This window comes from Nostoc sp. FACHB-280 (genome assembly GCF_014697615.1).
Lineage (GTDB): Bacteria > Cyanobacteriota > Cyanobacteriia > Cyanobacteriales > Nostocaceae > Nostoc_B.
This window is the reverse complement of record NZ_JACJSD010000001.1, coordinates 366,488-391,643: the sequence shown is the minus strand read 5'-3', so window position 1 is coordinate 391,643 and position 25,156 is coordinate 366,488. Positions and strand designations below refer to the sequence as shown.

The following is a 25,156-nucleotide window of genomic DNA, read 5'->3' as shown; positions in this document are numbered from 1 at the left end:
TCTTCCTTATGTTGGTTCATATCCTTCTCGCCAGCGTAAAAATTTAGCAGGCACTCCAGCCACGATCGCAAATGGCGGTACATCCTTGGTGACAACTGCTCCAGCACCAACAATGCTGTTTTTGCCAATAGTCACACCTGGTAAAATAACCGCATTCATCCCAATATCGGCTCCTGTTTCTATTTTGACAGGTTTAATTTCTAAATCGGTTTGAATAATCGGCAAGTCAATTGGCAAGCCAGTGTGTGTTGAACCTAGTACTTTGGCACCTGGCCCCCAACCGACGTAATCTTCAATAATTAAATTACGGGCATCAAAGTAACTCTGTGGGCCAATCCAAACATGATTACCGATAATACAAGACCCATCGAATCTTCCTTGAATGTAGCTTTGGGAACCAATAAATACTTGATTGCCAATCTCAAAGGTTTCCAAGTGTTTAAAGCCTACATCATTACCAATACGAACGTTATGTCCGAATTTTCGTGCTGTAGCACGCCAAATTGCCCGACGCATCAACCCATCAAAGTCGCCATCACTGGTCACAAACCTGGCATATAGTTCGATTAATGATTGTCGTTCGTACTGAGTACGCAAATATTCTGCTAGTTGAATTTCAAAGTCAGGGTCTAACTTTTGTGCTTGTAAGCCGTGGACAGCTTTGGCTATCTTAATCGTACCTGGGTCGGACATTGAATTTCTGGGTTATGTTAAGCTAATTATTGCCTTAGCAACTTGAGTTTGCGCCTCTGTGGTTAGTTCGGCATACATTGGCAGAGATAACACTTCTTTTGCTGCGGCTTCGGCGTGGGGAAAATCTCCAGCTTTGTAGCCCAATTCAGAATATGCTGGTTGTAAATGGACGGGAATGGGGTAATGAATTCCTGTTTGGATTTCCATTTCTTGCAGACCTTGTTGCAGAGCATCTCTTTGGGGCGATCGCACTGCATAAACATGGTAAACATGGCGGCTGTAAGGCATTACCTTGGGTATGCTCACACCAGATTCTGCTAAGAGTTGGTTGTAATATGCTGCGTGGCTTCTCCTCGCTTCTGTCCAGGTTTCAATGTAACGCAACTTAACTCTTAAAATCGCTCCCTGGATACCATCCATACGATAGTTATAACCCTTGAGAACATGGTGATATCTGCGTTCTTGACCCCAGTCACGCAGCATTCCCATAGTCCGAGCATATTCGGAATTGTTGGTAACTGCCATACCTCCTTCGCCGTAAGCCCCTAAGTTTTTTCCGGGATAGAAACTAAAACAACCAATGTCGCCAATACTACCTACTCTTTGTCCTTTGTATTCAGCACCGTGAGCTTGGGCGGCATCTTCGATCACCACCAAACCATGACGACGCGCAATATCCAAAATTGGCTCCATATCTGCTGGTTGACCGTACAAATGTACGGGCAAGATAGCTTTGGTGTGTTCTGTTATGGCTTTTTCAATTTGGGTGACATCTATTGTGTAGGAAACAGGATCGATATCGACAAAAACGGGTGTAGCGCCGGTATAACAAATGGCTGCCGTGGTTGCTACGAAGGTGAAAGGTACGGTAATTACTTCGTCACCAGCACCAATGCCTGCTGCTAGTAATGCTAAATGTAGCGCACTGGTACCTGTATTGACAGCAATACCGTAATCTGCATTGCAATATGCCGCAAATTCTTGTTCTAATGCTTTGACTTCGTTACCTAAGACGAACTGTGTGCTTTCCAAGACTTTCAGAACAGCAGTATCAATTTCGTCTTTAATGCTTAAATACTGAGCCTTTAAATCTACAAATGGAATCATGCTGCTACCTCTATTTTGTTTAATTCGATGAGTCGGCCTTGTTGTCTCAGAGACTGAGTTGCAGCTTCTAGAATTCTGACGATTTGCAGCCCAGCTTTGCCATCGGTTAGTGGGCGATCGCCTTTGGTAATACAATCGATGAAGTGTAAGCCTTCAGTCCGCAAAGCTTCGGTAACATCCAACTTCGGCGACCACATATCCCCTGTGCGATAACCAATCAGCATTTGGTAAAGGCTTTCAGAATTACCATTGACTGTAATACCCTTGTCATAAATTTTGACTTTTTCACTGGGTTCTAAGTCATCATAAACAATCATTCTTTGACTACCACCGATCAGGGTGCGCCGTACTTTGACTGGCGCTAACCAATTGACGTTGATATGGGCAATCAAGTTATTTTCAAAGAATAAGGTGAGGTAAGCAATATTTTCTGGTTCTCCAGGTACATGACTCACGCCTGTAGCCGATACTGCGTAAGGTTGTGATGGCAATACATAGTTCATGATGGAGAGATCATGAACAGCTAAATCCCAAATAACGTTGACATCATGCTGAAAAAGTCCCAGATTGACGCGCACAGAATCATAATAGTAAATGTCCCCTAACTGATTGCCTGCAATCAAATCGTGCATTTTCCGCACGGCACCTGTGTAAACAAAGGTGTGATCTACCATCAGTACTAGGTTGCGTTTTTGAGCTTCATCAATTAGCCGCATCGCCTGTTCTGAAGTTGTAGTCATCGGTTTTTCTACCAGCACATGTTTGCCTGCTTGCAATGCTGCTAATGCCAATTCAAAATGGGTAGAAACTGGTGTGGCGATCGCGATCGCATCAATTTTGGGGTCTTTCAATAAATCTTGACTATCTGTAGTTACCTTTAAGGTTGGATAGCGAGTTTGGGCTTTTGCTAAGAGTTCTGGCTTGAAGTCACTTACACTAGTAACCTGCCCTCCTGGAATCTCTGCAAAATTTCGTACTAGGTTAGGCCCCCAGTAACCATAGCCAATAACACCGATATTTACGTTGTTTCCCATTATTTTTACTAAATAATCAAAAGAAAGTAAAATCTATCTGAAAATTTGTATGTGAATTTAATTCAATCACTACGTTTATGCTTAACTGATATTGTTGGCCGAGACTTCCAACTGTTGACAGCGATCGCGAACATCACCTATTACTTTAGCTGGGACTCCAACTACAATTGCATAATCAGGAACATCATGATTTACCACTGCTCCCGCACCAACAATGGCTTTTTTACCAATGGTTACGCCTGGTAAGATGGTGGCGTTACTGCCAATAGATGCACATTGTTTAACTAATGTCTTAACAACACACCAATCATCTCCTGTTTTCAAACTGCCATCTTCATTAGTGGCACGGGGATAAATGTCATTGGTAAACATAACTCCATGACCAATAAAAACTTCGTTTTCTAAGACAACGCCTTCACACAAAAAGCTATGTGATGAAATCTTACATCGGCTACCAATCATCACATCTTTTTGAATTTCTACAAATGCTCCTATTTTGGTTTCGTCACCAATTTCACAACCGTAAAGATTTACCAGATTGGTGTGAAATATTTTGACGTTTTTACCTAATTTGACATCATCGTTGATTGGCACTTTACTCTACCTTTTGCTGTTATGAGATTTGTTCCACAGATTGCCAAACGGCATCTTCTAAATAAATACACTCATCAGACTGCCATTCATAGTCTGGACGCTCGAATTTGTGCATAGTGACTTCAAATGGGCAAATTTCTCGGAGATTTTCCTGTAAAGTCTCGCTACGCCTTTCGGACAACCATGTTGTTAAAGTGTATGAACCCATATAAAGTCTTGATTTCGGAATTTCACAGCGGAGAATAAATGTTCCAGTTTTTTGACAAAAAGGAGCATTTGATTCAAAAAACCAAAAAATGCAAATTGGTTGCTGTAAAGAATTGACTATCTGAAAAGCAAAGCGCAGACTCTCATGGGGTTGAGTGATGTGTAATGCAAACTCAACGGTTATTGGTTCGCCCCAACAGTGAATTCCCTCTGCTTCCGATGTATGCACTCGCGCCCAAGCGATGTAATTACCAGTTTTATTTACAGGTGCTTGATAGTATGCGGGTGGTATGGAATCATCTTTCTGTCCAACTAAATACAGCTGTACAGCTTTATTAGTATTACCATCAAACTGAATATTACCTTTAGAAAGTAAGATACAGCGTTTGGTAAGCTGGGCGATCGCTGTCATACTATGGCTAACAAATAAAACTGTCCGCCCTTCCTTGGTTGCAACATCATCCATTTTCCCCAAGCACTTCTTCTGAAATGAGGAATCACCGACAGCTAGAACTTCATCAACAATTAAAATTTCGGGTTCTAGATGAGCTGCCACAGAAAAAGCTAGGCGTACATACATTCCAGAAGAATATCGCTTGACTGGGGTGTCTAAAAACTTTTCTACTTCGGCAAAGGCAACTATTTCATCAAATTTCTGCTTAATTTCAACTTTACTCATCCCCAGCACAGAACCATTGAGATAGATGTTTTCTCTACCTGTAAGTTCTGGGTGAAATCCTGTACCAACTTCTAATAAACTTGCCACCCTGCCTTGGATGGTGATACGCCCTTTAGTTGGTTCAGTAATCCGGCTCAGAATTTTCAGGAGCGTTGATTTACCTGCACCATTGCGTCCAATTACACCAATTGCTTCACCTTGTTTAATCTCGAAGGAAACATCATTTAATGCCCAAAATTCTTCAATATGTGGATTCGATATTTTTTTCTCAGCAGGTTTGATGAAATTGTGAGTTAAAGATTTCGCTTTATTAGCAATCACATCACGGAGAGATTTGTAGCGATAGCGGCCAGCACTCTCCTGTTGATGACTAATAATATATTTTTTTCCAAGATTTTCAACGCGAATTACATTGTCTGACATCTGCTTTATTCCCATTGATTACCATTTAAATTACGTCAGCAAATGTCCGTTCGACTTTGCGGAAATACCAGATGCCACTTAGTAATAAAAGTCCCACTAAGATTAGAGATAAGGAAAATCCTGGCCAGTAAATTTTGGAATCACCACCTAAAATAGCCCAGCGAAATCCATCAATTACTCCTACCATCGGATTCAATGAATACAGCAATCGCCACTGTTCTGGTACGAGGTTGCTACTAAACCCAACTGGTGAGATGTACAAACCAAACTGGACAATAAATGGCACGATGTAGCGAAAGTCACGATATTCTACATTTAATGCAGCAAACCATAGCCCTACCCCAGTGGCAGCAGCAAAGGCAATACAAATAAATAAGGGTAATGTCAGAATCCGCCAATCAGGAACAAAATTATACCAAGCCATAAGTGCCAGTAGAATTGTGCCAGAAATCATAAAATCTACAAAGCTAACAATTACTGAACTCAGCGGCACAATTAAACGAGGAAAGTAGACTTTAGATATCAAGTTGGCATTACCGATAAGGCTGTTGCTACAGTCACTCAGAGCATTGGCAAAAAACTGCCAAGGTAACATTGCCGCAAATACCAGGATTGGATAAGGTGCGGATGAAGGTAATTTGGCTAAATTCCCAAAGACTACAGTAAATACAACCATCGTCAAAAATGGTCGGATTAGCGCCCATGCTAAACCAACCACAGTTTGCTTGTAACGCACCAAGATGTCACGCCAAGCAAGAAAATATAATAATTCTCGATAGCGCCACAAATCCTGCCAGTACTGACGCTCAACTTTTCCAGCTTCTAGTACTAGCTCTGGTGTGGAAGCTATATCTTGACCACTCATAGTATTTATTTAAAGTTTTTATGTCTATTTAACTTACAAATTGGAAATCTTTCATACCTTGATAACTAAGCAGTCTTGACTGCCTACGAGTAAACTCTCCTACAGAGGGATTCCCAGATGGATGAATCACCCCTGTCACTTGCTGCCAAAGTTCTTGTGGAGCTAGTGAAAGTTTATATGTGCGATCGCTAGATTTTTGTACGTGATACCATTTTGTCTGTTGGCACTGTTCACACCAAAATGCCTCTAACCATTCTCCTTCTATGAGAACTGCTGTTTGGCTTGCTACTAGCATTAACGCATTGCGTCGACTGATACCTCTTTGTTGCAGTTGACCTGGTTTATCAGCAAAAATCTGATATTTTTGACTGGAACTATCTATATAGCAGCTATGAATTGGACAGTAGATTGCCCTTCTTTTTGATCGCTTCCGATTTCGGTCACACCTTCTCTGCAATTCGGCCTCCCACACTAATACACTACAAAATAGATAAACAAGGAAGGTTTCAGTGGAGGGACTGAGATCAAAGTGACCATCAAAGCCCATCTCCTAAATATTTGACATCTGACTAATAATTTGATTTAGACTATATTAATTATCGGAATCTTTTACTCTATTAATTAAGTCTATTAGTTCGGTTTTAAATATTATTTAACAAGCATTTTTCGGCATTTTATCTTCATCATACTATTGATACACCTTGAGAAACTAATTAAATATTTTTCCCTTTGCACACCACTATAACATATTTTGAAACTTTGTTTTTTTATCAAATTAAGCTTGGTTTTCAATTTTTATTGAACTTACAAACTTCATGGATGGAAGTGTTGCGCTGTAGTAAAAAAATATTAGTTTTACTTCTTTCAACGGTCAACACTATCCTAACCCATTTAAAAGGAACTAATGATTGGATCTCTAGTTTTTTATTAATAGCTTGCTCTCTTTATAAAGATAAATATTATTTACCTCCTAAACTAAACAATCAATAATAAATATTAGGTTTTAAATTAGTGAATTCGTTATCAACAGTAAGAGGAACAAAAAGTTGGTTTTTCCCTGTTTAAATTTTCACTAAATTAACTAATGAATTAAAATTTCTATTTTGTCTGGGTCTGTACCTGAGATAGTGGAAGTCTCGAATCAGAAGCAATTGCTTGTTGTAAAACTTCAAAATACTGTTGAGAGATTAACTTTGGTGTAAAGTGCGATCGCAAGTATTGTCGACCAGACTTTCCCATTCTTTCGCCTAATTGTGGGTCACGGCTAAGTAAACGAATAAATTGAGCTAGTCCGTGACCATCTCCATTGTCAAAAGTTCCGCCACAATTAGCTTCTGCAATTAACTGTCTCAGATAAGAGTACGGTGAACAAATAACTGCTATGGGTCTTCCCGCAGCTAAAGCCGAGTAAAGTTTACTCGGAACAACTAAACCTTCTGTTGTTTCGTCTACACTTACAAAGGACAAGTCACAGGCTGTTAAAGAGAAAGGGAGTACCTGCTTATCTTGATATGGCAGAAATGTAAAGTTTCTTAATCCTAAGCGGTTTACTTCCTTAATTAGTTCTTCTCGCTTTGCACCACCACCAATACATACAAACTGAATTGGTTCATCTTGTAGTTCTTTGGCTGCTGCTAACATAGTTTCAATATCATGGCAGCGTCCCATATTGCCTGAGTAGAGAACTGTAAACTTCTGCACAAGGTTATGCTTCCATGCAAACCAGTTTTCTTGTTTAGCAATTGGAGTAATTAAATCTGGGTTAGCCCAACTATGAATGACCGAAATCTTATCGCTGATCTCTGGACAATGAGCTAACACACGTTGTTTCATGGCAGGACTTAAAACTATAATCCCTTTGGCATTTAACCAAACTTTTTGGTTAATAGCACGCCAAATCTTAACTAACCAATGGCTTTTTGAAACTACACCCAGAGCGATCGCAATATCAGGGTAAAGATCATATATGATGCAGACATAGGGAAGTTTAAATAATAAATAACCCAAATATCCCAGCAATGGCAAAAACGGTGGTGCTGTTGTCACCAACATCACATTGTTACGTTGCCAAGCTCTCAACATATACAAAAAAGCGCGTAAAGTATACAATACTCCATTAACAGCTTTGCCACGAATTCTTCCTGGCCAAAGTTGAGCTGTCCGAGATCGCTGAACTCTAAGACGGTCTAGTTTTTCTACAGATGGCGCTGCTATTGAGTTAAAGGCATATCCAGGTTGACTAGTAAAAACTTCTACATCTACCCCTTGCTGCCCTAACTGTTTTACTAATTCCTCTATTAACTGTCCCGTAGCAGCATAGTCTGGGGGAAAATATTGGGTAACTACAGATAATTTAAGAGATTGTTGAATTTTTAGGCAATTCTCACTGGTTTCTTCTAACCGAGTAGAAATGGATTGTGAAAACTTTTGGTTCATCCATTCATTGAGTCGCATCGGCAGTATCCTACTTAAGAATTTAGAGATTTCTAGGGAAATATAACTGAACCACTAAAGCTCTTAAGTCATTAATATGTACAGTCTAATATTTACTTTCCTTTACTTATTTTTAGTCAGATTAAAGTCTGGCATAAAAGTGACAAACTTTATTAGCATTTTCACAAGCTTACTGATCGTGATTGGAGTGCTAAAAGACCTTGACTAAATACATGTAAGTGTATTTTATATGTATAATAAATATTACAAAGCAGGGGGGAACACAAGATATATAGTGAGTTTTATTTTTAAATAAAACTTTTTTGGTTAGTTGCTAATTTGCGCGGATTAAATACCTACATAAATAAAATTTGTTAGTCTTTGTTTAGGTACTAGAAAGCCTAACTGAACTTTGTATCTAATTTTTTATGTTGTATGTAGAATTTTACATTGTGTTTTTCGGGTTATTTACTTGCTAGTGATTTTATGCAGTTCATACAATATTGTTGAGAATCACACTTATAATCTTAAACAGTAAGATATCATGTTTTAAAGGATACTCATAAGCTTCATCAAAAATTTATCTTGCCTAAGATTTTTTATACAATATCTTCATATATATCGATTGTTGTTTCCGTACTAGCTCTTATGTGTCTTGAACTGAAGCCTTCACATTACTAACTAGAACTAAATTGGTTGATTTGGTCTTGTTAAGCTACTTATTGACAGTATAATGCTGAAATAATTATGACTATTGAACAATCAAGTAGTTCCTTAAAGTTGATAATTATTTTGAGATATTATAACTTAGCATTAGTCATTAGTATAGTTCATAGTCCAGATATGTATTACATTTTGTCACTTAGCTTGCTTTCCTAGCATTCTTAATAATCCGAAAGTTATTGATTACAATATGTGTATGTAGAGAAATCAAGGACTAGTTTTAATCAAAGTGTATAGTAATTTACTGTGGGTATGTATTTTAAAAATCCATAGACTTGGCTTTAATTACTGAATCTTTATTAGAAAATAATTATTATTTTTACAATAAAAGAAATATAAATATTCTAAAACTTAATTAATTTGTATGTAGTTTGGATTTATTATCATTAATAATGATTAGTACATAAAATTATATATAACTAAACCACTTTTATTAGAATTTTACATATCTTCATAGATATTACTACCCAAACAGCATCTAACAAAAACGTTATAAATATTACAAGTCTTATTTAATTGATTCCTAAGTATTTGCAAATAATGGATAATTATCGCTCTCAATACTCTAACTCAGGACATAATAGCAATCCTGAACATCTATTTTCCTCGAACCAATCTCTGCCGTGGAATGAAGAATCAGAGGGTGGATGGAACCTTCAAGAAATTTTGGATATTTTGCAGCGAAGATGGCTAATTATTTCTGGAGTTGCTACTGTTGCAATGGTCGTTATTGCTACTGGTTTAACGCTTAATCCAGCCAAGCCAGAATATGAAGCTAACTTTCAGATTCTCGTAGAACCAGTTAGTGATGATAGCAAAAGTGTTGATGTAATCAAAGATACTAATGCTAATTCTAATCAATCTACTCTGGATTATGATAGCCAAATTCAGATTCTTAAAAGTCCAGTAATTTTAGGTGATGTTGTTAAACGTGTACAAATTACTTATCCAGATATAACTTATGATTTTCTAGCTCAATCTTTAAATGTTTTTCAGTTAGGCAAGACAAAAATTATACAAGTAAGTTATCGAGATAACGATCCCGATAAAGTGAAGCTGGTTTTAGATAAAACTGCTCAATCTTACTTAGAATATAGTAAAGAAAAACGACAAACTAAATTAGGGCAAGGACTTCAGTTTGTTGAAGCACAACTTAAAATTTCCCAAAATCGTGTTGATCAGTTACAACAACAATTGCAGACTCTCAAACAAATATACAATTTAAACGACCCAGAAACTGAAACAAAATCACTAGATTCTGAAACAGCAAACTTAACTGCACAAAAACAAACAATTAATTTTCAGTTAGCGCAAGCTCGTGCTAATTTAGCTCTGCTGCAACAGCCAGATGGTGCTAAAGCCGCACTGACTGGTGCTGCTTTATATCAACAGTTAATCAGCCAGAAAAATCAATTAGATGCTCAGGTAGCTGCGGATGCGACCCGTTTCCAACCCGATAATCCCACACTTCAATCATTGAAAGAAAAGCGAGATAGTTTATTACCTTTAATTAACCAAGAGGCGAAGCGTTTTTTGGATATTAAACGTGCTGAAATTGTAACTGGAATTAAAGTTTTAGAAGCACAGAATCTAGCTATAGCAAAAAGAGAACAGGAATTACAACAAAAACGCAAGCAACTACCTATTTTATCGCGTCAATATACAGATTTACAGCGAAAATTACAAGTTGCTGTTGAAAGTCTTAATCGTTTTTTATCTACTCGTGAAAATTTGCAAATTCAAAAATCCCAGACAGAATTTAGCTGGGAGCTAGTGCAAGCACCTATTAGGCCAGGATTTCCAGCTACTTCTTCTAGTTTGAAAAAAAACCTTTTATCAGGATTGGCAGCAAGTTTGGCCATTGGAGTTGGTGTTGCTTTATTGCTAGAAAAGTTAGACAGCACCTACAATAGTATTAAAGATTTAAAGGAAAAAGTAAAATTACCCTTGTTAGGTAATATACCTTTTGAAAAGCAAATTCAGACTGAGAAAGATAACTCTTTTTTTCCACGAAATCTCCCTGTGTTCAATTTACCAAAATACTTTTCTGAATTTATACCTAATTTAACCGTTGGAACAGTTCAGGAAAGTAGTAACTACACTACACATTTCTTAGAAGCTTTAAGGGTGCTTTATACCAATATTCAGCTTCTAAATTCTGATCACCCAATTCGTTCTATTGTGATTACTTCATCGATGCCTGGTGATGGGAAATCTACAGTTGCTTTTAATCTAGCTCAAATAGCTACAGCAATGGGTCAAAGAGTACTGTTGGTAGATGCGGATCTTCGTAGACCAACGATTCATAGTTTATCAAATTTAAATAATATGTGGGGGTTGAGTAATTTAATTTCGACTAATTTACCAGTAGGAGAAGCTATTCAAGAAATACCTACGCTGAGTCAATTATCTGTCATTACCTCTGGGCCAATACCACCAGATGCGACAAAACTACTGTCTTCAGAAAAAATGAAACGATTGATGAGTGAGTTTCACAATTCTTTTGACTTAGTAATTTATGATGTACCTCCTTTGGTGGGGCTTGCCGATGTTAGTTTGCTTGCACCCAATACAGACGGGATTTTAATGGTGGTAAAAATTGGCAAAACCCAGTCTTCAGTACTTAATCGTGCTATTGAAAACTTAAAACTTTCTCGGTTGAATATCTTAGGTATAGTTGGCAATGGCGATAAAACCACCTTCAAGAGTTATTAGCTAGTGAGTCTTGATGATGGGTAATTTTCTGGGGCTGGATGTTTTGCTAAGAGAAAGCGATCACTCTCAAACTCCAGCCTATTCAGCTATATAATTTATTTGCAATTACTGGCTGAATTTTGCCAACGCAACTATTGTTGAACGAGTAGCGATCGCATCTTTTTTTTACTTAAAGATTTCTACTTATTCCTTATTAACCTGAGTATACTTTTTATCGTTATCTCTTAAAAGTTTATTAGTGCTGACAAATACAAACACCAACAGTAATAGCTGGATTTGCCAAGGTGCTAAGACTAGACTGACAACTAAGCTGATAATAGTAAACACACCAGTCAAGTAAGCTAGTTCATCGCTACATTTTTTTGATAAATAACCAGTTGCTAAACCAGTGAATAAAGGGATTAAAAAAACCAAAGGCATTGCAATTCTTCTCCTAAAATTTAAGATGCCAAAGATTAAGAAATTTTAATTTAAAGTTTTATTCATAATGATTGCTGTCAATCTTACATCTAAAGATGTTTTCTTCACAATACTCTAAATAAAGAAACAATCACCAAGTTAAGATTCCGTAATTGTCTAGTAAATAAGTTTAACACTCAGTGCTGTCACTATAATATCTATCTAGGATATTACCTTTAGAAGTAACGTTTTCCCCTTATATACCCAATGCTAAACATTCCTCAACTCTTAGCAGCTGAACTAGACCTTAAACCTTATCAGGTGCAGAACGCGCTGGAACTTTTGGCGGAGGGTGCAACGATTCCGTTTATTGCACGGTACCGCAAAGAGCGCACTGGTGAAATGAATGAAGTGCAATTGCGCGATTTGTTTGATAAGTACAATTACTTAACAGAATTAGAGGCAAGAAAATCTGTAATTCTAAATGCGATCGCCGAACAAGGTAAACTCACTGATGAGTTAAAAACACAAATTATCTCTTGCCAACAAAAAACAGAACTTGAGGATTTATACCTACCATATCGACCAAAGCGCCGCACCCGTGCCACCATTGCCAAAGAAAAAGGATTAGAACCTTTAGCTGAGTTTATTCAATCTCTAAATATTAAAAATGGTATAGCTGCATCTTTAGCAGCAGAAGCAAGCAAGTATCTTTCTGAAGAGAAAGGTGTAAAAACCACAGATGAGGCGCTAAAAGGTGCATCTGATATCCTTGCGGAAGCAGTCGCCGAAACAGCAGAACTGCGTGCTTATTTGCGTGATTATTTCCTAGAAGCTGGAGTTTTTGTTTCTCGGATTAAAGATGATCATCCTGAAGGTACAACTAAATTTGAGATGTACCGCAATTATCAAATCAAAGTCAAAAATATTGCTCCCCACAATATGTTGGCATTGTGTCGGGGTGAAGCAGAGGGAGTATTAAGCTTTGATATTAATTTTGATGAAGATTATGTACTTGGTTATCTCGAATCTCAAGTAATTCGCACCAAAGTCAGAGATATTCGGGATTTTTATCAGACAATGTTAAAAGATGCGTTTAACCGCCTGATGAAAACCTCTCTGACGGCAGAAGTAATTTCTACCAAAAAAGATTATGCAGATATAGAATCTATCAAAACCTTTGAGGCTAATTTGCGGGAGTTATTGCTGTCTGCACCGGCGGGGATGAAACCGACTTTAGCGATAGATCCGGGATTTAGAACTGGATGTAAAGTGGCTGTTTTAGATGAAACAGGCAAATTTTTAGAATATCAGGCAGTTTTCCCTCACCAAGCGGCTGAACAACGCACAAAAGCAGCACAAACGATTAAAAATTTGATTGAAAAATATCAAATCGAGCTAATTGCTATTGGTAACGGGACAGCTTCGCGGGAAACTGATGAGTTTGTCATCCAAGTATTACAAACTCTTGACCGTAAACCAATTAAAGTGATGGTGAATGAATCTGGTGCATCGATATATTCTGCCAGCAAAGTAGCTTTAGAAGAATTTCCTGATTTAGATGTAACCGTGCGGGGTGCAATTAGTATTGGCCGCCGTTTGCAAGACCCTTTGGCAGAATTAGTCAAAATAGATCCCAAATCTATTGGTGTGGGACAATATCAGCACGATGTTGATCAGAAGCTGTTGAGAAAGAAACTGGATGAAACTGTAGAAAGCTGCGTCAATTTTGTGGGTGTAGATTTAAATACAGCTTCTAAAGAACTTTTAACGTTTGTGTCTGGGATTACAGCCGCAGTTGCCAACAATATTGTTACCTATCGCAATCAAAATGGTGCTTTTAAAAATCGTCGTCAACTTTTGAAAGTGCCGAAATTAGGGCCGAAAGCTTTTGAACAAGCCGCCGGATTTTTGCGGATTCGCAATGGTGATCATCCTTTAGATAATACGGCTGTGCATCCTGAAAGTTACTCAGTTGTGGAAGCGATCGCCTCTGACCTCAACGTTAAACTAAATCAAGTCAGCCAAATTGCGGAAAAGCTCAAAAAACTCGATCTGAAAAAATATGTCACCGATACCATTGGTGAACCAACATTACGAGATATCCTCAGCGAACTCGAAAAACCAGGACGAGACCCCCGCGCTGAATTTAAGTATGCGACTTTTAAAGAAGGCATCAAAGAAATTAGCGATTTACAAATAGGGATGGAATTAGAAGGAATAATCACAAATGTTGCCAATTTTGGCGCATTTGTCGATATTGGTGTACATCAAGATGGTTTAGTACATATTTCCCAACTCGCCGATAGATTTGTGGAAGATCCCAAGCAAATTGTCAAGGTGGGACAAGTTGTCAAAGTGAGAGTCTTGGAAGTGAACGAGAAATTAAAACGGATTAGTTTGTCAATGAAAGCAGTCAAGCAATGAAAAGTGCTGAGTATTGAAGGAGGCAGGAGGCAGGAGGCAGAAGGCAGAAGGCAGAAGGAAAAATCCTTTCCAATTAATTCAGGACTTACGCAGTGAGACGAAAAATCAAGAGTTTTGGGAAGGGTGTCAGGGCAAAATAAAGTCAAAAATCAAAAGTCAGAGAATTTTTGACTTTTGACTTTCCAGCGCCGCCCTACACCCAGTCTCAAGCAGTACCCTTAAATACTCGTTCGGCGGGGCCAGTCATATATACCCGTTCGTCAATTTCTGACCATTCAAGTTCTAAGCAACCTCCTGGTAATTCTACAGTCGCGGCGCGATCGCATTTTCCAGTTAACACGCCAGCGACTAAAGAAGCACAAGCACCTGTACCACAAGCTAATGTAATTCCTGCGCCTCTTTCCCATACCCGCATTTTCAAGTAGTCACGACTTACTACTTGAATAAATTCGGTGTTGGTTCTTTGGGGAAACACTGGGTGATGTTCAAACTTGGGGCCGATGGTTTCTAAGGGAATTGCAGCGACATCTTCCACAAAAGTGATGCAGTGGGGATTTCCCATACTCACACAGGTAACTTCCCAAGTTTGTCCAGCGACTTCTAAGGGTTGATTAATTACTTTGGCATCAGCCGCACCCAGGGTAGTCGGAATTTCGCCAGCTAGTAAATGTGGTAAACCCATATCCACCTTGATTTGACCATCTGGTGTCAGTTGGGGTGTAATTGTCCCCGCCAAGGTATGAATGCGATATTTATCTTGAGTGCGGGATATGCCTTCTAAATCGGCGAGAAATGCAGCTAAACAGCGAATTCCGTTACCACACATTTCCGGTTCTGAACCATCGGAATTAAAAATCCGCATGGTGTAATCAGTACCGTTTTTTCCTGGTAAGGCGAAAATTACACCATCTGCACCGATACCAAAGTGGCGATCGCACCACTCAACGGCTTTCTCTGGTGTGATACGTGGCGTGGCTGCCCCGCGATTGTCAATTAAAATGAAGTCGTTGCCTAGACCGTGATACTTAGTAAATTCAATTGCCATTTTGCCAATGATGAATTATCAATGATTAGGAAAGTATGAAGTATAAAGTATGAAGCATGAAACAAGAAATTTTGTCCTTCATAATTGATAGTTCATAATTTGCCACTCCTTACTAAGAAAACTTTCGATTGTGCATAAACCATTATCAAAAATGCCGACAACAGAATTTGATACTTCTCTGCCTAGCATTCGGCAAGTACAGAACCTAATTAAACAAGCCGCAGTAGTTGATTTCAAACTAGTCACAGGCGACCTATTGACAGGTAAGATTTTATGGCAAGACCCCGGTTGCGTTTGTATTGCTGATGAAAACAACCAGCAAACAACCATTTGGAAACAAGCGATCGTCTATCTTCAACCCAAAGGTTAATTAGGCTAAAGGTTAGAGGTAGAGGCTAGGGGCTAGTATTTTTGCTCAGAACTCTCAACTCAGCACTTTCAAGACAGAAACTCTTTGAGGGTTTGTGCTTCACTCGCTTTGGCTATGGGGATAGACAAAGGCATTTTGTTGGGTGCGGTGAATAAAGATTGTAGTTGATTCAGACTGGGTAAGCTACCACATAATAATACTTGGTCGCCAACTTTCAGTTCTGTTTTTTCATCAGGGCGGCGAATAAACTTGCCATCCCGTCGCAGTGCTTGGATTTGTAATGATTTTTCGTGATTTTTCAAGTCAGCCAGGGTTTTATTCTCAACGGGAGAATCAGCCTCGATTACTATCCATTGACAAGCACTATTTTCTCCGGGAACAGCTATTTTACCTTGAGCAAATTCTTCTAAGGCGGCTAGTTCTTCGGATGCGCCGACAACTAATAAGCGATCGCCTTCTTCTAATTTTGTGAGATTGTTGGGATAATCGATTTCTGTGCCATTGGCGCGGCGAATCGCCATCAAGCTGACCCCTGTTAAGTAGCGCATATCCGCTTCTTCTAAACTCATTCCAATGAGAGGTGAAGTTGCAGGTAAGGGATACCAGCGCCGATTTAAATCGCGGGTTGCTTGGTCTAAATCGCGGGAAACCTCAGAAGCAGAACGTTCTGGGCGCAAATCCAAATAATGATCGTTGCGGATTTGCTGCATTTCTCGCTGGACGATAAATTGTGAGAAGCCTAGATCGTTTAATAAATAAGTCGCCATTTCTAAGCTGGCTTCAAATTCTGGTTGAACAACTTCCCGCGCCCCTAATTGATAAAGCACCTCAATATTTTTGTCTTGGGTGGCGCGAACAACCAAATTTAATTCTGGATGTAATTCTAAAGCGCGTTTTAAACACAGACGAGTACTCATAGGGTCAGGAAGTGCGATCGCCATTCCTTTCGCATGGTTTACGCCTGCGGTTTCCAAAACGTGAAAACTCACACAGTTACCATAAACATAAGCCACACCCGCATCTCGTAACTGCTGAATCCGGCTTTCGGATTGGTCAATGACTACCACAGGTAAGTCATGCTGTTGCAATAACTTCACCAAATTTTTACCTACCCGCCCATAACCACAAACAACTATATGGTCTTTTACAGGTAATTCTTCCGATACATCTCTGGCTTCACCTTCTCCTGCTAAATAAGGTTTCAGCCAAGGCATCGATTCGGCAAAGTTAAACAAAAATGGTAATAGCCGCAGCACAAAAGGAGTCAATATCAGGGTAACGGCTGTAGTTCCTAAAATTAGTAAATATATACGTCGAGATACCAGCCCTAATGCTTGACCTTCACTAGCCAACACAAAGGAAAATTCCCCAATTTGTGCCAGTCCAAACCCAGCAATTAAAGCTGTTTTCAACGGGTAGCGGAAGAGTTTAACTAAGGGCGTAATAATCAAAAACTTGCCCACAAACACCAACGCCACTAACCCTAAAATTAATTCCAGATTGTTCCACAAAAACACCGGGTCAATCAACATCCCAATGGCGGCGAAGAACAAACTAGCAAAAATATCTCGTAGCGGTTCTACATAAGTTAAAGTTTGGTCAGCGTATTCCACCTCAGAAATCATCAAGCCGGCGACAAACGCCCCCATTTCAATTGATAAGCCCAAATATTCTGTGAGTAGGGCAATACCTAAACATAAAGCTACTACACCGAGTAAAAATAATTCCCGGCTTTCGGTGCGGGCTAACATTCGCAACAATGGCGGTATCAGCCAAATACCAGCCACAACTGCCCCAGCCGCAAATAAACAAATCCGTACCAAGGCTGTGAGTACTGCTACACCAATTACTTCTGCTGGGGCGTGCAGCGCAGGTAAAACAGCCAGCATTAGCCCTAAAGCTAAGTCCTGTACAACCAAAATCCCCAGCATAACCTGTCCGTGGGGCGTTTCTGTTTCGTTACGCTCCATCAAGCACTTGAGGACAACGGCGGTGGAAGACAAGGAGAGAATTGACCCCAAGAATACACCTTTAGCGGGTAAACTGCCCCAAGCGCCCGTTACGCCACACACCACCACTGTGACTAAGATTGTCAAGGCGATTTGTAGTCCACCCCCACCAAGAGCGATCGCTTTTACTTTTTTTAATTCCGCAAAAGAAAACTCCACGCCCAAGGCAAATAGTAGAAAGGCTACCCCGAATTGCGCCAAAGTTTCTACTTGAATAACCTCTTTAATCAGTCCTAGCCCCGCAGGCCCGACAACCATTCCGCCAATGAGATACCCCAACAGCACTGGTTGTTTTAACAGGGATGCCAACAGCCCCCCACAGGCTGCGACTCCCAAAACTAATACTAAATCGACAATTAATCTAAAATCTTCTTGCACAATCTTTAAAAAGAACTATTAAGACCTGTTAACTTCAGCATACAAATTTTTATCTATCTGGGGGTTAAATTGTTGGCATAGAGGTCACAAAATTTGTGCTTTCTTCTTCCAGGACTTACAAACAAAGATTTTTGCTTGGGACGGGTGTAAGGGTTTGGAATACCTTGAAGACTCAATTTTTCGTTTTCTTGTGTCAGCCCTCAAGAATCAACCTACATAATTTATGGCTGGTATAGCCTTTCCTAGTCTACTGAGGTACAAATTTATCTGCGTCCATCGGCGGTTAATTATTCTTGCTTGTACTTCACTAGCATAAGAAATGCCATGACGGCTCATAATTAAATATTAGAGATACAGTTAATTGCAGCATCTCCATCAGCAGAACCACTTGCTCTGCACTGAATTATCCAAAAAAGCGTATAAAAAATCACTGTTTCTAATTTAATTTCAAGAGTTATAGGACTTACGCAAGAACCCTCTCAAATCCTCTTAACTTCGTGTCCTTTGCGCCCTTTGCGGTACCCTTCGGGAAGCCGCTTGTGCGTCTACGTTTTTTCATGATTTTGCGTAAGTCCTGAGTTAGCTGAAGAAATCCAATAAGAGAGAGTATTTCTCCGGTAGTGTACTGACGACCGGATGAGTAAAATTTAGGTTTTACGGCAGTGCATTCAGCTAAAACCTGACTTTGTAAATACTCTCTCATCTTTCTAACCATGAAAATTCTACATTACAAACAAGAATATATCTGGCTCAAAGTTCTTGTTATTTCTATCTTGATTTTAGGAATTTATTTCCGGTTTGTTAACCTTGATAAAAAAGTTTATTGGACAGATGAAGTTTATACTTCATTATGGCTTTCTGGTCATCCCAGTACAGAAATTATTGAAAAATTTTATAATGGTGAAGTTGTTAATGTTGGTATCTTACAACAATATCAACAAGTAAATCCAGCCCAGGGTATCAGTAGTGCAATGGTGCGGCTGGCTATAGAAGATTCTCAACATCCACCACTATATTATTTTTTGGCTTGGTTTTGGTCAGCTTGGTTTGGTAATTCGGTCGCTGTAATTAGGAGTTTATCTGCTGTTATTAGTGTATTTTCTTTAATCAGTATATATTATTTATGCCGAGAATTATTTGCATTGTCTTTAACAAGATGGATGTCCGTTTCACTTATAGCTATCTCGCCGTTTCATATTTTATATGCTCAGGAAGCTAGAGAATATAGCTTATGGACATTAACTATTATCTTTGCTAATTACACAATTCTCTTGGCTTTAAGAAAAAAAACATTTACTAGTTGGGTTATTTATGCGGTTTCTTTAATTTTGAGTTTTTACACATTTTTATTCTCAATCTTTGTGGTACTTGGGCATGGTATTTATATATTAGGTATTAATGGGTTCAAAAAAACTCAGTCATTAATTGCTTATCTATTATCTGTCACAGTAACCATTATCGCCTTTATTCCTTGGCTGATAGTTATTTACCAAGGTAAAATCTCTGGCAGAATTCAAAGACTAGACTGGATCAAAGAAGCGACAAGTTTACCAGCGTTAATTGGGAAATGGCTGCTCAATATAACTCGAATTTTTCTAGATTGGGTAATTATTAATGATAATATCTCATTTAAAGCAATAATTTGGTTGATACCATTTACTTTGGTTATTGTAATTTTAATTAGTTATGGATTTTATTATCTCTATCGTTCAACACCTAAAACTACTTGGTTATTTATATTTACTTTAACTTTAACAACGGCAATAGCCTTAATTATTCCTGATATTATTTCTGGCGGTAGACGTTCGGGAGTTGCGAGATATCTAATACCGACATTTTTAGGAATTCAATTAACGGTAGCTCATCTTTTAGCTAGTAAGTTAGTTGCACTTCAAAGCATAAAACGGCAGAATATCTGGCGATTGATGACTATTTTTATCATTTCTTGTGGGGTGATATCTTGCGTAATTCTTTCCCCAGAAGATATTTGGTGGAATAAAGGTGCGGCAAATAATTTAAGACTAAATCAAGTTGCTGCTGTGATCAATCAAACTTCTCAGCCTGTATTAGTTAGTGATGCTAATTTTCCCTATATTTTAGGATTAACTCATATAGTTAATGCAGATGTGAATTTTCAGCTAACTACTCAGCCTCAAAATTTGGTAATTCCCAAAGCCACAGATAATTTATTTTTGTTTTATCCATCACGAAATTTACACAGATATTTAAAGGTTAACTATCATTTAGAACCTGCTTACATCGAGAAAAATCCAGTTTTTGGTTTATGGAAAATTCAAGCTGTTAATCAGCGCAATTGACAATTAGGTGGGTTAAGGCATCAATCAAGCGATCGCTCTCCATTGGCATAATATTCTTACCGTGCATAATTTCCTGTGTCATCACAAAATGCACCAGTGAACCGATGAGTATTCTGGCTGTGGCTTCTGGGTCGGGGATGTTTAATTCCGAACATGATGCTAAATATTTACTGATAGTCTCAATGGCGGGTTTGGCAATACTCGCAATAAATACCTGCGCCAATTCTGGGAAACGCGCCGACTCTCCCATTAACAGCCGCTCAAATGCTTGATATTCTTGGTCATTCACCATTTGGTCTAATGCTGTTTTGGCTAACCGCCGCAGCACAATATAAGGTTCCCCTTGGAGGGGGTGTGTCCCTAAAATAGAGTGAAACCGCTTTCTAGCCAATTTTTCGATTAATGCCCGAAATAACCCTTCTTTATCTTGAAAATGGCTGTATACCGTAGCTTTAGAAACGTTGGCGGCTTCTGCTACCTTATCCATACTCGTAGCGGCGTAGCCGTGGGCGAGAAACTCCTGCATTGCCCCTTGGAGAATCTTTTCGACTTTTTCTGTTGAATTGGAACGGTCAATTTCTCCCACTTTTGGGCGTGCCATGTTGCAATATTCCTGATTTTGTAATCGTTCTGAAGATTTTCTGTAGCTTAGGACTGACGCACCAACATTGTCTGTGGAGGTTGGGTGTGGGGGTGAAAGGGTATGGGGTGTAAGGGTTTTGAATACTTACACCCTTACACTCTTATACCCCTGCACCCTTTACTAAAACCTTATTTTTTCGTTTTTTTGCGTAAGTCCTAACATACACCCCTTCACCCTTACCTGACAGGTGTAGGTATTTTACAAACGTGGCTGAAATGGGGTTTTTCCGTTAGTTGAAAACTCAAATTTTAGTCTTTGATTTTTTACCTAAGAACGAAATTTCGTTATTTGAACCACGTTTAGAACTCTGTCTGAGAGTGTCCACTCATACCCACATCAAAAACCTACACCTGTCAGTTCACCCTTACACCCTCGCTCACACCTTTGATTTTTCTTCTCACTGCTAAAGTCCTGTAGCTGTAACACCTGATTCGGAAGTCAGTTGAGCAATGCTCTTAAATAGTAAATACTTTTTCGCGATCGCTTGACTAAACTACTCGGTTTAGTATAATCCTAATTATATAACTATACGGTTTAGTTTTGTATTTCCCGCTTCATTGTTCTTGAATAACCGTTGAGCATCTACATCAGGTTTTACATAGATAAGGGTGTAAGGGTATGAGGGTGTGGGTGTGATTTTAAACCTCTATATTCTTTTCAATATCCAATCATCAAAACTGGGTTATGACATTTACCAAAACTCTATTTTGCCACCGGAATTTGAATCAACCAATTGGAATGGTTTCAAAGGTATGCTATCGTGCAGAACTCAAAGCTAGGCAGACCGATATCTCGTCAGTTAATTTTCCGTCCACCTTTTTTGATAGCGACTATTGTATCTTTAACCGTAATTGGCAGCAGTTTTTTTACTGTGTTGAAGTTTCGGGAAGTTGCTAACCAAAGAGCGCAAAATTCATCTGTGCTGTTACCAGAAATCAAGACAGTCACAGCTTTAGGGCGAATTGAACCAAAAGGAAAACTGATAAAACTCTCAGCCTCGACCTCAACAGAAGTTAGTCGAGTCGAACAATTATTAATTAATGAAGGGGATAAGGTAAAAGCAGGGCAAATAATTGCCATTTTAGATAATCGCGATCGCTTAGAAGCAGCATATAAAGAAGCGCAAGAACAAGTAAAAGTTGCCCAAGCGAACCTAAATCGTACCAAAACAGGTGCAAAACGCGGAGAAATTGCCGCCCAAACCGCGAAAATCACCCGCCTCCAAGCCGAACGTCAAGGTGATATTGCTGCTCAAGTCGCCACAGTTTCCCGCTTACAAGCCGAAGTCGCCAACGCTGTCATTGAAAACAATCGTTATCAAATTTTGTTTAAAGAAGGTGCAATTTCCATTTCCCAACGCGATAGCAAACGTTTAAGTTTAGAAACAGCCCAAAAAAGTCTCCAAGAAGCCCAAGCCCAGTTAAAACGCATTCAAGCAGCTAGTGAACAACAAATTCAAGAAGCCGCAGCTACATTAGACCAAATTACCGAAGTTCCGCAAGTCGATGTAGAAGCCGCCCAAGCCGAAGTAAACCGCGCCATAGCAGCAATGAATCGGGCTAAGGTAAATTTAGAACAAGCTTACGTGCGATCGCTTCAAGATGGTCAAGTGATTGAAATCCACGCCCAGCCAGGGGAATTAATTAGTAACGATGGCATTGCGGACATTGGACAAACTAGCCAAATGTATGTCGTCGCCGAAGTGTATGAAAGTGATATTGGTAAAGTCAGCCCAGGACAAAAAGTCCAAATAGTCGGTGATTTTCTACCTATTGAATTACAAGGAACTGTAGAACGCAAAGGCTTACAAGTACGGCGACAAAATCTTGTGAATACTGACCCTTTGAGTAACATTGATAACCGAATCGTCGAAGTACATATCCGACTCGATAAAACATCCAGTCAAAAAGCAGCCACTCTCAGCAATATGCAAGTCAAGGTGGTGATTCAACTGTGATTAAGAGGCTAGAGACTAGGGGCTAGGGACTATAAATAATTCTGCTGAATTATTTACACCAATTCTTTTCCTGTCACCTGTAACCTTTAACCTGTTCCCTCTCTCCATGATTTAATTTTGCGTAACTACAGATGATGGGAATAATCAAACATATACAGCGACGCACACCTTTGGGATGGCTGCAACTGAGTCATGAAAAAAGTCGGCTGTTGGTAGCATTATCAGGTATTGCCTTTGCGGATGTGCTGATGTTTATGCAGCTTGGCTTTGAGAGGGCATTGTATGACAGTAATACAAGACTGCATCGCAGTTTAAAAGCCGATATTGTATTACTGAGTCCTCAAGCCCGTAACTTGCAAAGCATGTCTTCGTTTTCGCGGCGACGCTTGTATCAAGCGATGGATGTACCAGGGGTAGAGTCAGCCGAACCAATGTATTTTAGTAACAGTATTTGGAAGAATCCCCAAACGCGCCGTGAGACGGGGGTGTTAGTCATTGGGTTTAATCCTAATAAGCCAGTGTTTGATTTACCCGATGTCAACCAACAATTACAAACCATCGCCTTACCTGATAACGTACTATTTGACCGTGGTGCAAGAGGTGATTATCAAAAAGCGATCGCCCAAATTGATCAAGGTAAAATTCTTACCACAGAAATGGAACGACGCACAATTAGAATTACTGGATTGTTCCAAGTTGGTGCGTCGTTTGGGGCAGATGGTAGCTTGATGACTAGCGACCAGAACTTTTTGCGGATATTTCCTCGGCGACAGTCAAGTAGTATTAGTTTGGGTTTAATTAAAGTCAAACCTGGCTATGAAGCGAAACAAGTTGCAATGGCTTTGAAATCACACCTGAGAGATGATGTCAAAGTGTTAACTCATGCCGAATTTATTGAATTTGAAAACAACTTTTGGCGAACCAATTCCCCCATTGGGTTTATTTTTAGCTTGGGTGTATCAATGGGGTTTGTGGTAGGGGTAATTATTGTTTACCAAGTTCTTTCTGCTGACGTGAATGCCCATATCAGAGAATATGCCACATTTAAAGCGATTGGCTACCGGAATTACTATTTACTTGGTGTCATTTTTGAAGAAGCATTAATATTAGCATTACTTGGGTTTATTCCCGGTGTTGCCGTGTCTTTAGGACTTTATCAACTAACTCGCGCTGCAACCAATTTACCAATGTATATGACTTTAATGCGGGGATTGCAAGTCATAATTCTCACTTTTATTATGTGTGCAATTTCTGGAGCGATCGCTACTCGTAAACTCCAATCTGCTGACCCTGCGGATATGTTTTAAAATGACTCACAAACCCATTATTGCTATTGAAAATCTCAATCACTACTTTGGTTATGGGCCATTGCGTAAGCAAGTCTTGTTTAAAATCAACTTAGAAATTAACGCTGGTGAAATTATTATTTTGACAGGCCCTTCTGGTTCTGGTAAAACTACCTTGTTAACTTTAGTTGGTGGGTTGCGCTCTTCACAATTTGGCAGTTTGCAGGTTTTAGGACAAGAACTTTGTGGGGCGACAGCAGAACAATTAGTTAAAACTCGCCGCCATAATGGTTACATTTTTCAGGCACACAACCTGCATGGTAGTTTAACAGCAGTACAGAATGTCAAAGTTGGTTTAGAATTACACACTCATATTAGTTCCCAAGAAATCCAAACTCGCTCAATTCAGATGTTAGAGCAAGTTGGTTTAGGAAATCATTTACATTACTATCCTGACAAATTATCAGGTGGACAAAAACAACGAGTTGCGATCGCCCGCGCTTTGGTGAGTTATCCCAAAATTGTTTTAGCCGATGAACCAACAGCCGCCCTTGATAGTCAATCTGGTCGAGATGTTGTCAACCTGATGCAAAAACTCGCCAAGGAACAAGGCTGTACCATCCTGATGGTGACACACGACCATCGCATTTTAGACATAGCCGATCGCATTGTACAGATGGAAGATGGCAAACTAGTCCAAGCCGTCAAGCTGTAAGATTATTCACAACATTGTCGTGTGGTTGCAATATCGTCGTCATATCTATGTGTGATATTAAATGCTGTATTTGGTTACAAAATGCTTTTTTTTGGGTATTAAGGTAGGGCTTCCTACCTTTTTTTTTATTACAACA

The 25,156-nt window shown here is 39.2% G+C and carries 19 protein-coding genes; 7 read left to right on the top strand and 12 right to left on the bottom strand.

The window, feature by feature from the left end; translation table 11 throughout:
• Positions 1-6: 6 nt before the first annotated feature.
• From H6G75_RS01590 to H6G75_RS01555, 8 genes are all read right to left on the bottom strand, one after another.
• Positions 7-693, bottom strand: a complete 687-nt coding sequence (locus H6G75_RS01590; protein ID WP_190978247.1) for a DapH/DapD/GlmU-related protein — start codon at positions 691-693, stop codon at positions 7-9.
• Positions 694-705: 12 nt separating this feature from the next.
• Positions 706-1,800, bottom strand: coding sequence for a DegT/DnrJ/EryC1/StrS aminotransferase family protein (locus H6G75_RS01585; RefSeq protein WP_190978246.1), 1,095 nt, complete (start codon positions 1,798-1,800; stop codon positions 706-708).
• Positions 1,797-2,834, bottom strand: a complete 1,038-nt coding sequence (locus tag H6G75_RS01580) for a Gfo/Idh/MocA family protein (RefSeq protein WP_190978245.1) — start codon at positions 2,832-2,834, stop codon at positions 1,797-1,799. Before H6G75_RS01580 ends, H6G75_RS01585 begins: the two co-directional genes overlap by 4 nt.
• 81 nt (positions 2,835-2,915) lie before the next feature.
• Entirely contained in the window at positions 2,916-3,428 is a 513-nt protein-coding gene (locus tag H6G75_RS01575) for an acyltransferase (protein ID WP_190978244.1), read from the bottom strand.
• 19 nt (positions 3,429-3,447) lie between these two features.
• Positions 3,448-4,737, bottom strand: a complete 1,290-nt coding sequence (locus H6G75_RS01570; RefSeq protein ID WP_190978243.1) for a polysaccharide ABC transporter ATP-binding protein — start codon at positions 4,735-4,737, stop codon at positions 3,448-3,450.
• A gap of 25 nt (positions 4,738-4,762) precedes the next feature.
• The gene (locus tag H6G75_RS01565; RefSeq protein ID WP_190978242.1) at positions 4,763-5,602 is read right to left on the bottom strand and encodes an ABC transporter permease; all 840 of its coding nucleotides are present in this window, start codon (positions 5,600-5,602) and stop codon (positions 4,763-4,765) included.
• 28 nt (positions 5,603-5,630) lie between these two features.
• Positions 5,631-6,059, bottom strand: coding sequence for a hypothetical protein (locus H6G75_RS01560; RefSeq protein ID WP_190978306.1), 429 nt, complete (start codon positions 6,057-6,059; stop codon positions 5,631-5,633).
• Between the two features lie 641 nt (positions 6,060-6,700).
• Positions 6,701-8,056, bottom strand: a complete 1,356-nt coding sequence (locus H6G75_RS01555) for a glycosyltransferase family 4 protein (protein ID WP_190978241.1) — start codon at positions 8,054-8,056, stop codon at positions 6,701-6,703.
• 1,242 nt (positions 8,057-9,298) lie between these two features.
• On the opposite strand from H6G75_RS01555, the gene H6G75_RS01550 reads away from it, so the two are divergent.
• On the top strand, positions 9,299-11,473 hold the full coding sequence (locus H6G75_RS01550) for a polysaccharide biosynthesis tyrosine autokinase (RefSeq protein WP_190978240.1): 2,175 nt from the start codon (positions 9,299-9,301) through the stop codon (positions 11,471-11,473).
• A gap of 183 nt (positions 11,474-11,656) precedes the next feature.
• Here the strand turns inward: H6G75_RS01550 and H6G75_RS01545 are convergent, their stop codons facing one another.
• Entirely contained in the window at positions 11,657-11,893 is a 237-nt protein-coding gene (locus H6G75_RS01545; RefSeq protein WP_190978239.1) for a hypothetical protein, read from the bottom strand.
• A 246-nt stretch (positions 11,894-12,139) separates the two neighbouring features.
• Here H6G75_RS01545 and H6G75_RS01540 point away from each other — a divergent pair, with 246 nt between their 5' ends.
• On the top strand, positions 12,140-14,299 hold the full coding sequence (locus H6G75_RS01540) for a Tex family protein (protein ID WP_190978238.1): 2,160 nt from the start codon (positions 12,140-12,142) through the stop codon (positions 14,297-14,299).
• Positions 14,300-14,504: 205 nt separating this feature from the next.
• On the opposite strand, the gene dapF is transcribed toward H6G75_RS01540, so the two are convergent.
• Positions 14,505-15,344 (bottom strand): diaminopimelate epimerase, encoded by an 840-nt coding sequence (dapF, locus tag H6G75_RS01535; RefSeq protein WP_190978237.1) that lies wholly within the window; start codon positions 15,342-15,344, stop codon positions 14,505-14,507.
• 151 nt (positions 15,345-15,495) lie between these two features.
• On the opposite strand from dapF, the gene H6G75_RS01530 reads away from it, so the two are divergent.
• Positions 15,496-15,714, top strand: a complete 219-nt coding sequence (locus tag H6G75_RS01530; RefSeq protein WP_190978236.1) for an Hfq-related RNA-binding protein — start codon at positions 15,496-15,498, stop codon at positions 15,712-15,714.
• 68 nt (positions 15,715-15,782) lie between these two features.
• Here H6G75_RS01530 and H6G75_RS01525 read toward each other — a convergent pair whose 3' ends face one another.
• On the bottom strand, positions 15,783-18,101 hold the full coding sequence (locus tag H6G75_RS01525; RefSeq protein WP_190978235.1) for a cation:proton antiporter: 2,319 nt from the start codon (positions 18,099-18,101) through the stop codon (positions 15,783-15,785).
• Between the two features lie 713 nt (positions 18,102-18,814).
• On the opposite strand from H6G75_RS01525, the gene H6G75_RS01520 reads away from it, so the two are divergent.
• Complete coding sequence (locus H6G75_RS01520; RefSeq protein WP_190978234.1) at positions 18,815-20,419, top strand: glycosyltransferase family 39 protein; 1,605 nt, start codon at positions 18,815-18,817, stop codon at positions 20,417-20,419.
• Here H6G75_RS01520 and H6G75_RS01515 read toward each other — a convergent pair.
• Positions 20,403-21,020, bottom strand: a complete 618-nt coding sequence (locus tag H6G75_RS01515) for a TetR/AcrR family transcriptional regulator (RefSeq protein WP_190978233.1) — start codon at positions 21,018-21,020, stop codon at positions 20,403-20,405. The genes H6G75_RS01520 and H6G75_RS01515 overlap by 17 nt on opposite strands.
• Before the next feature lie 802 nt (positions 21,021-21,822).
• Here H6G75_RS01515 and H6G75_RS01510 point away from each other — a divergent pair.
• From H6G75_RS01510 to H6G75_RS01500, 3 genes are all read left to right on the top strand, one after another.
• On the top strand, positions 21,823-23,019 hold the full coding sequence (locus H6G75_RS01510; protein WP_190978232.1) for an HlyD family efflux transporter periplasmic adaptor subunit: 1,197 nt from the start codon (positions 21,823-21,825) through the stop codon (positions 23,017-23,019).
• Positions 23,020-23,150: 131 nt separating this feature from the next.
• Complete coding sequence (gene devC / locus H6G75_RS01505) at positions 23,151-24,326, top strand: ABC transporter permease DevC (RefSeq protein ID WP_397331193.1); 1,176 nt, start codon at positions 23,151-23,153, stop codon at positions 24,324-24,326.
• Between the two features lies 1 nt (position 24,327).
• Positions 24,328-25,020, top strand: coding sequence for a DevA family ABC transporter ATP-binding protein (locus tag H6G75_RS01500; protein ID WP_190978231.1), 693 nt, complete (start codon positions 24,328-24,330; stop codon positions 25,018-25,020).
• Positions 25,021-25,156: the final 136 nt, after the last annotated feature.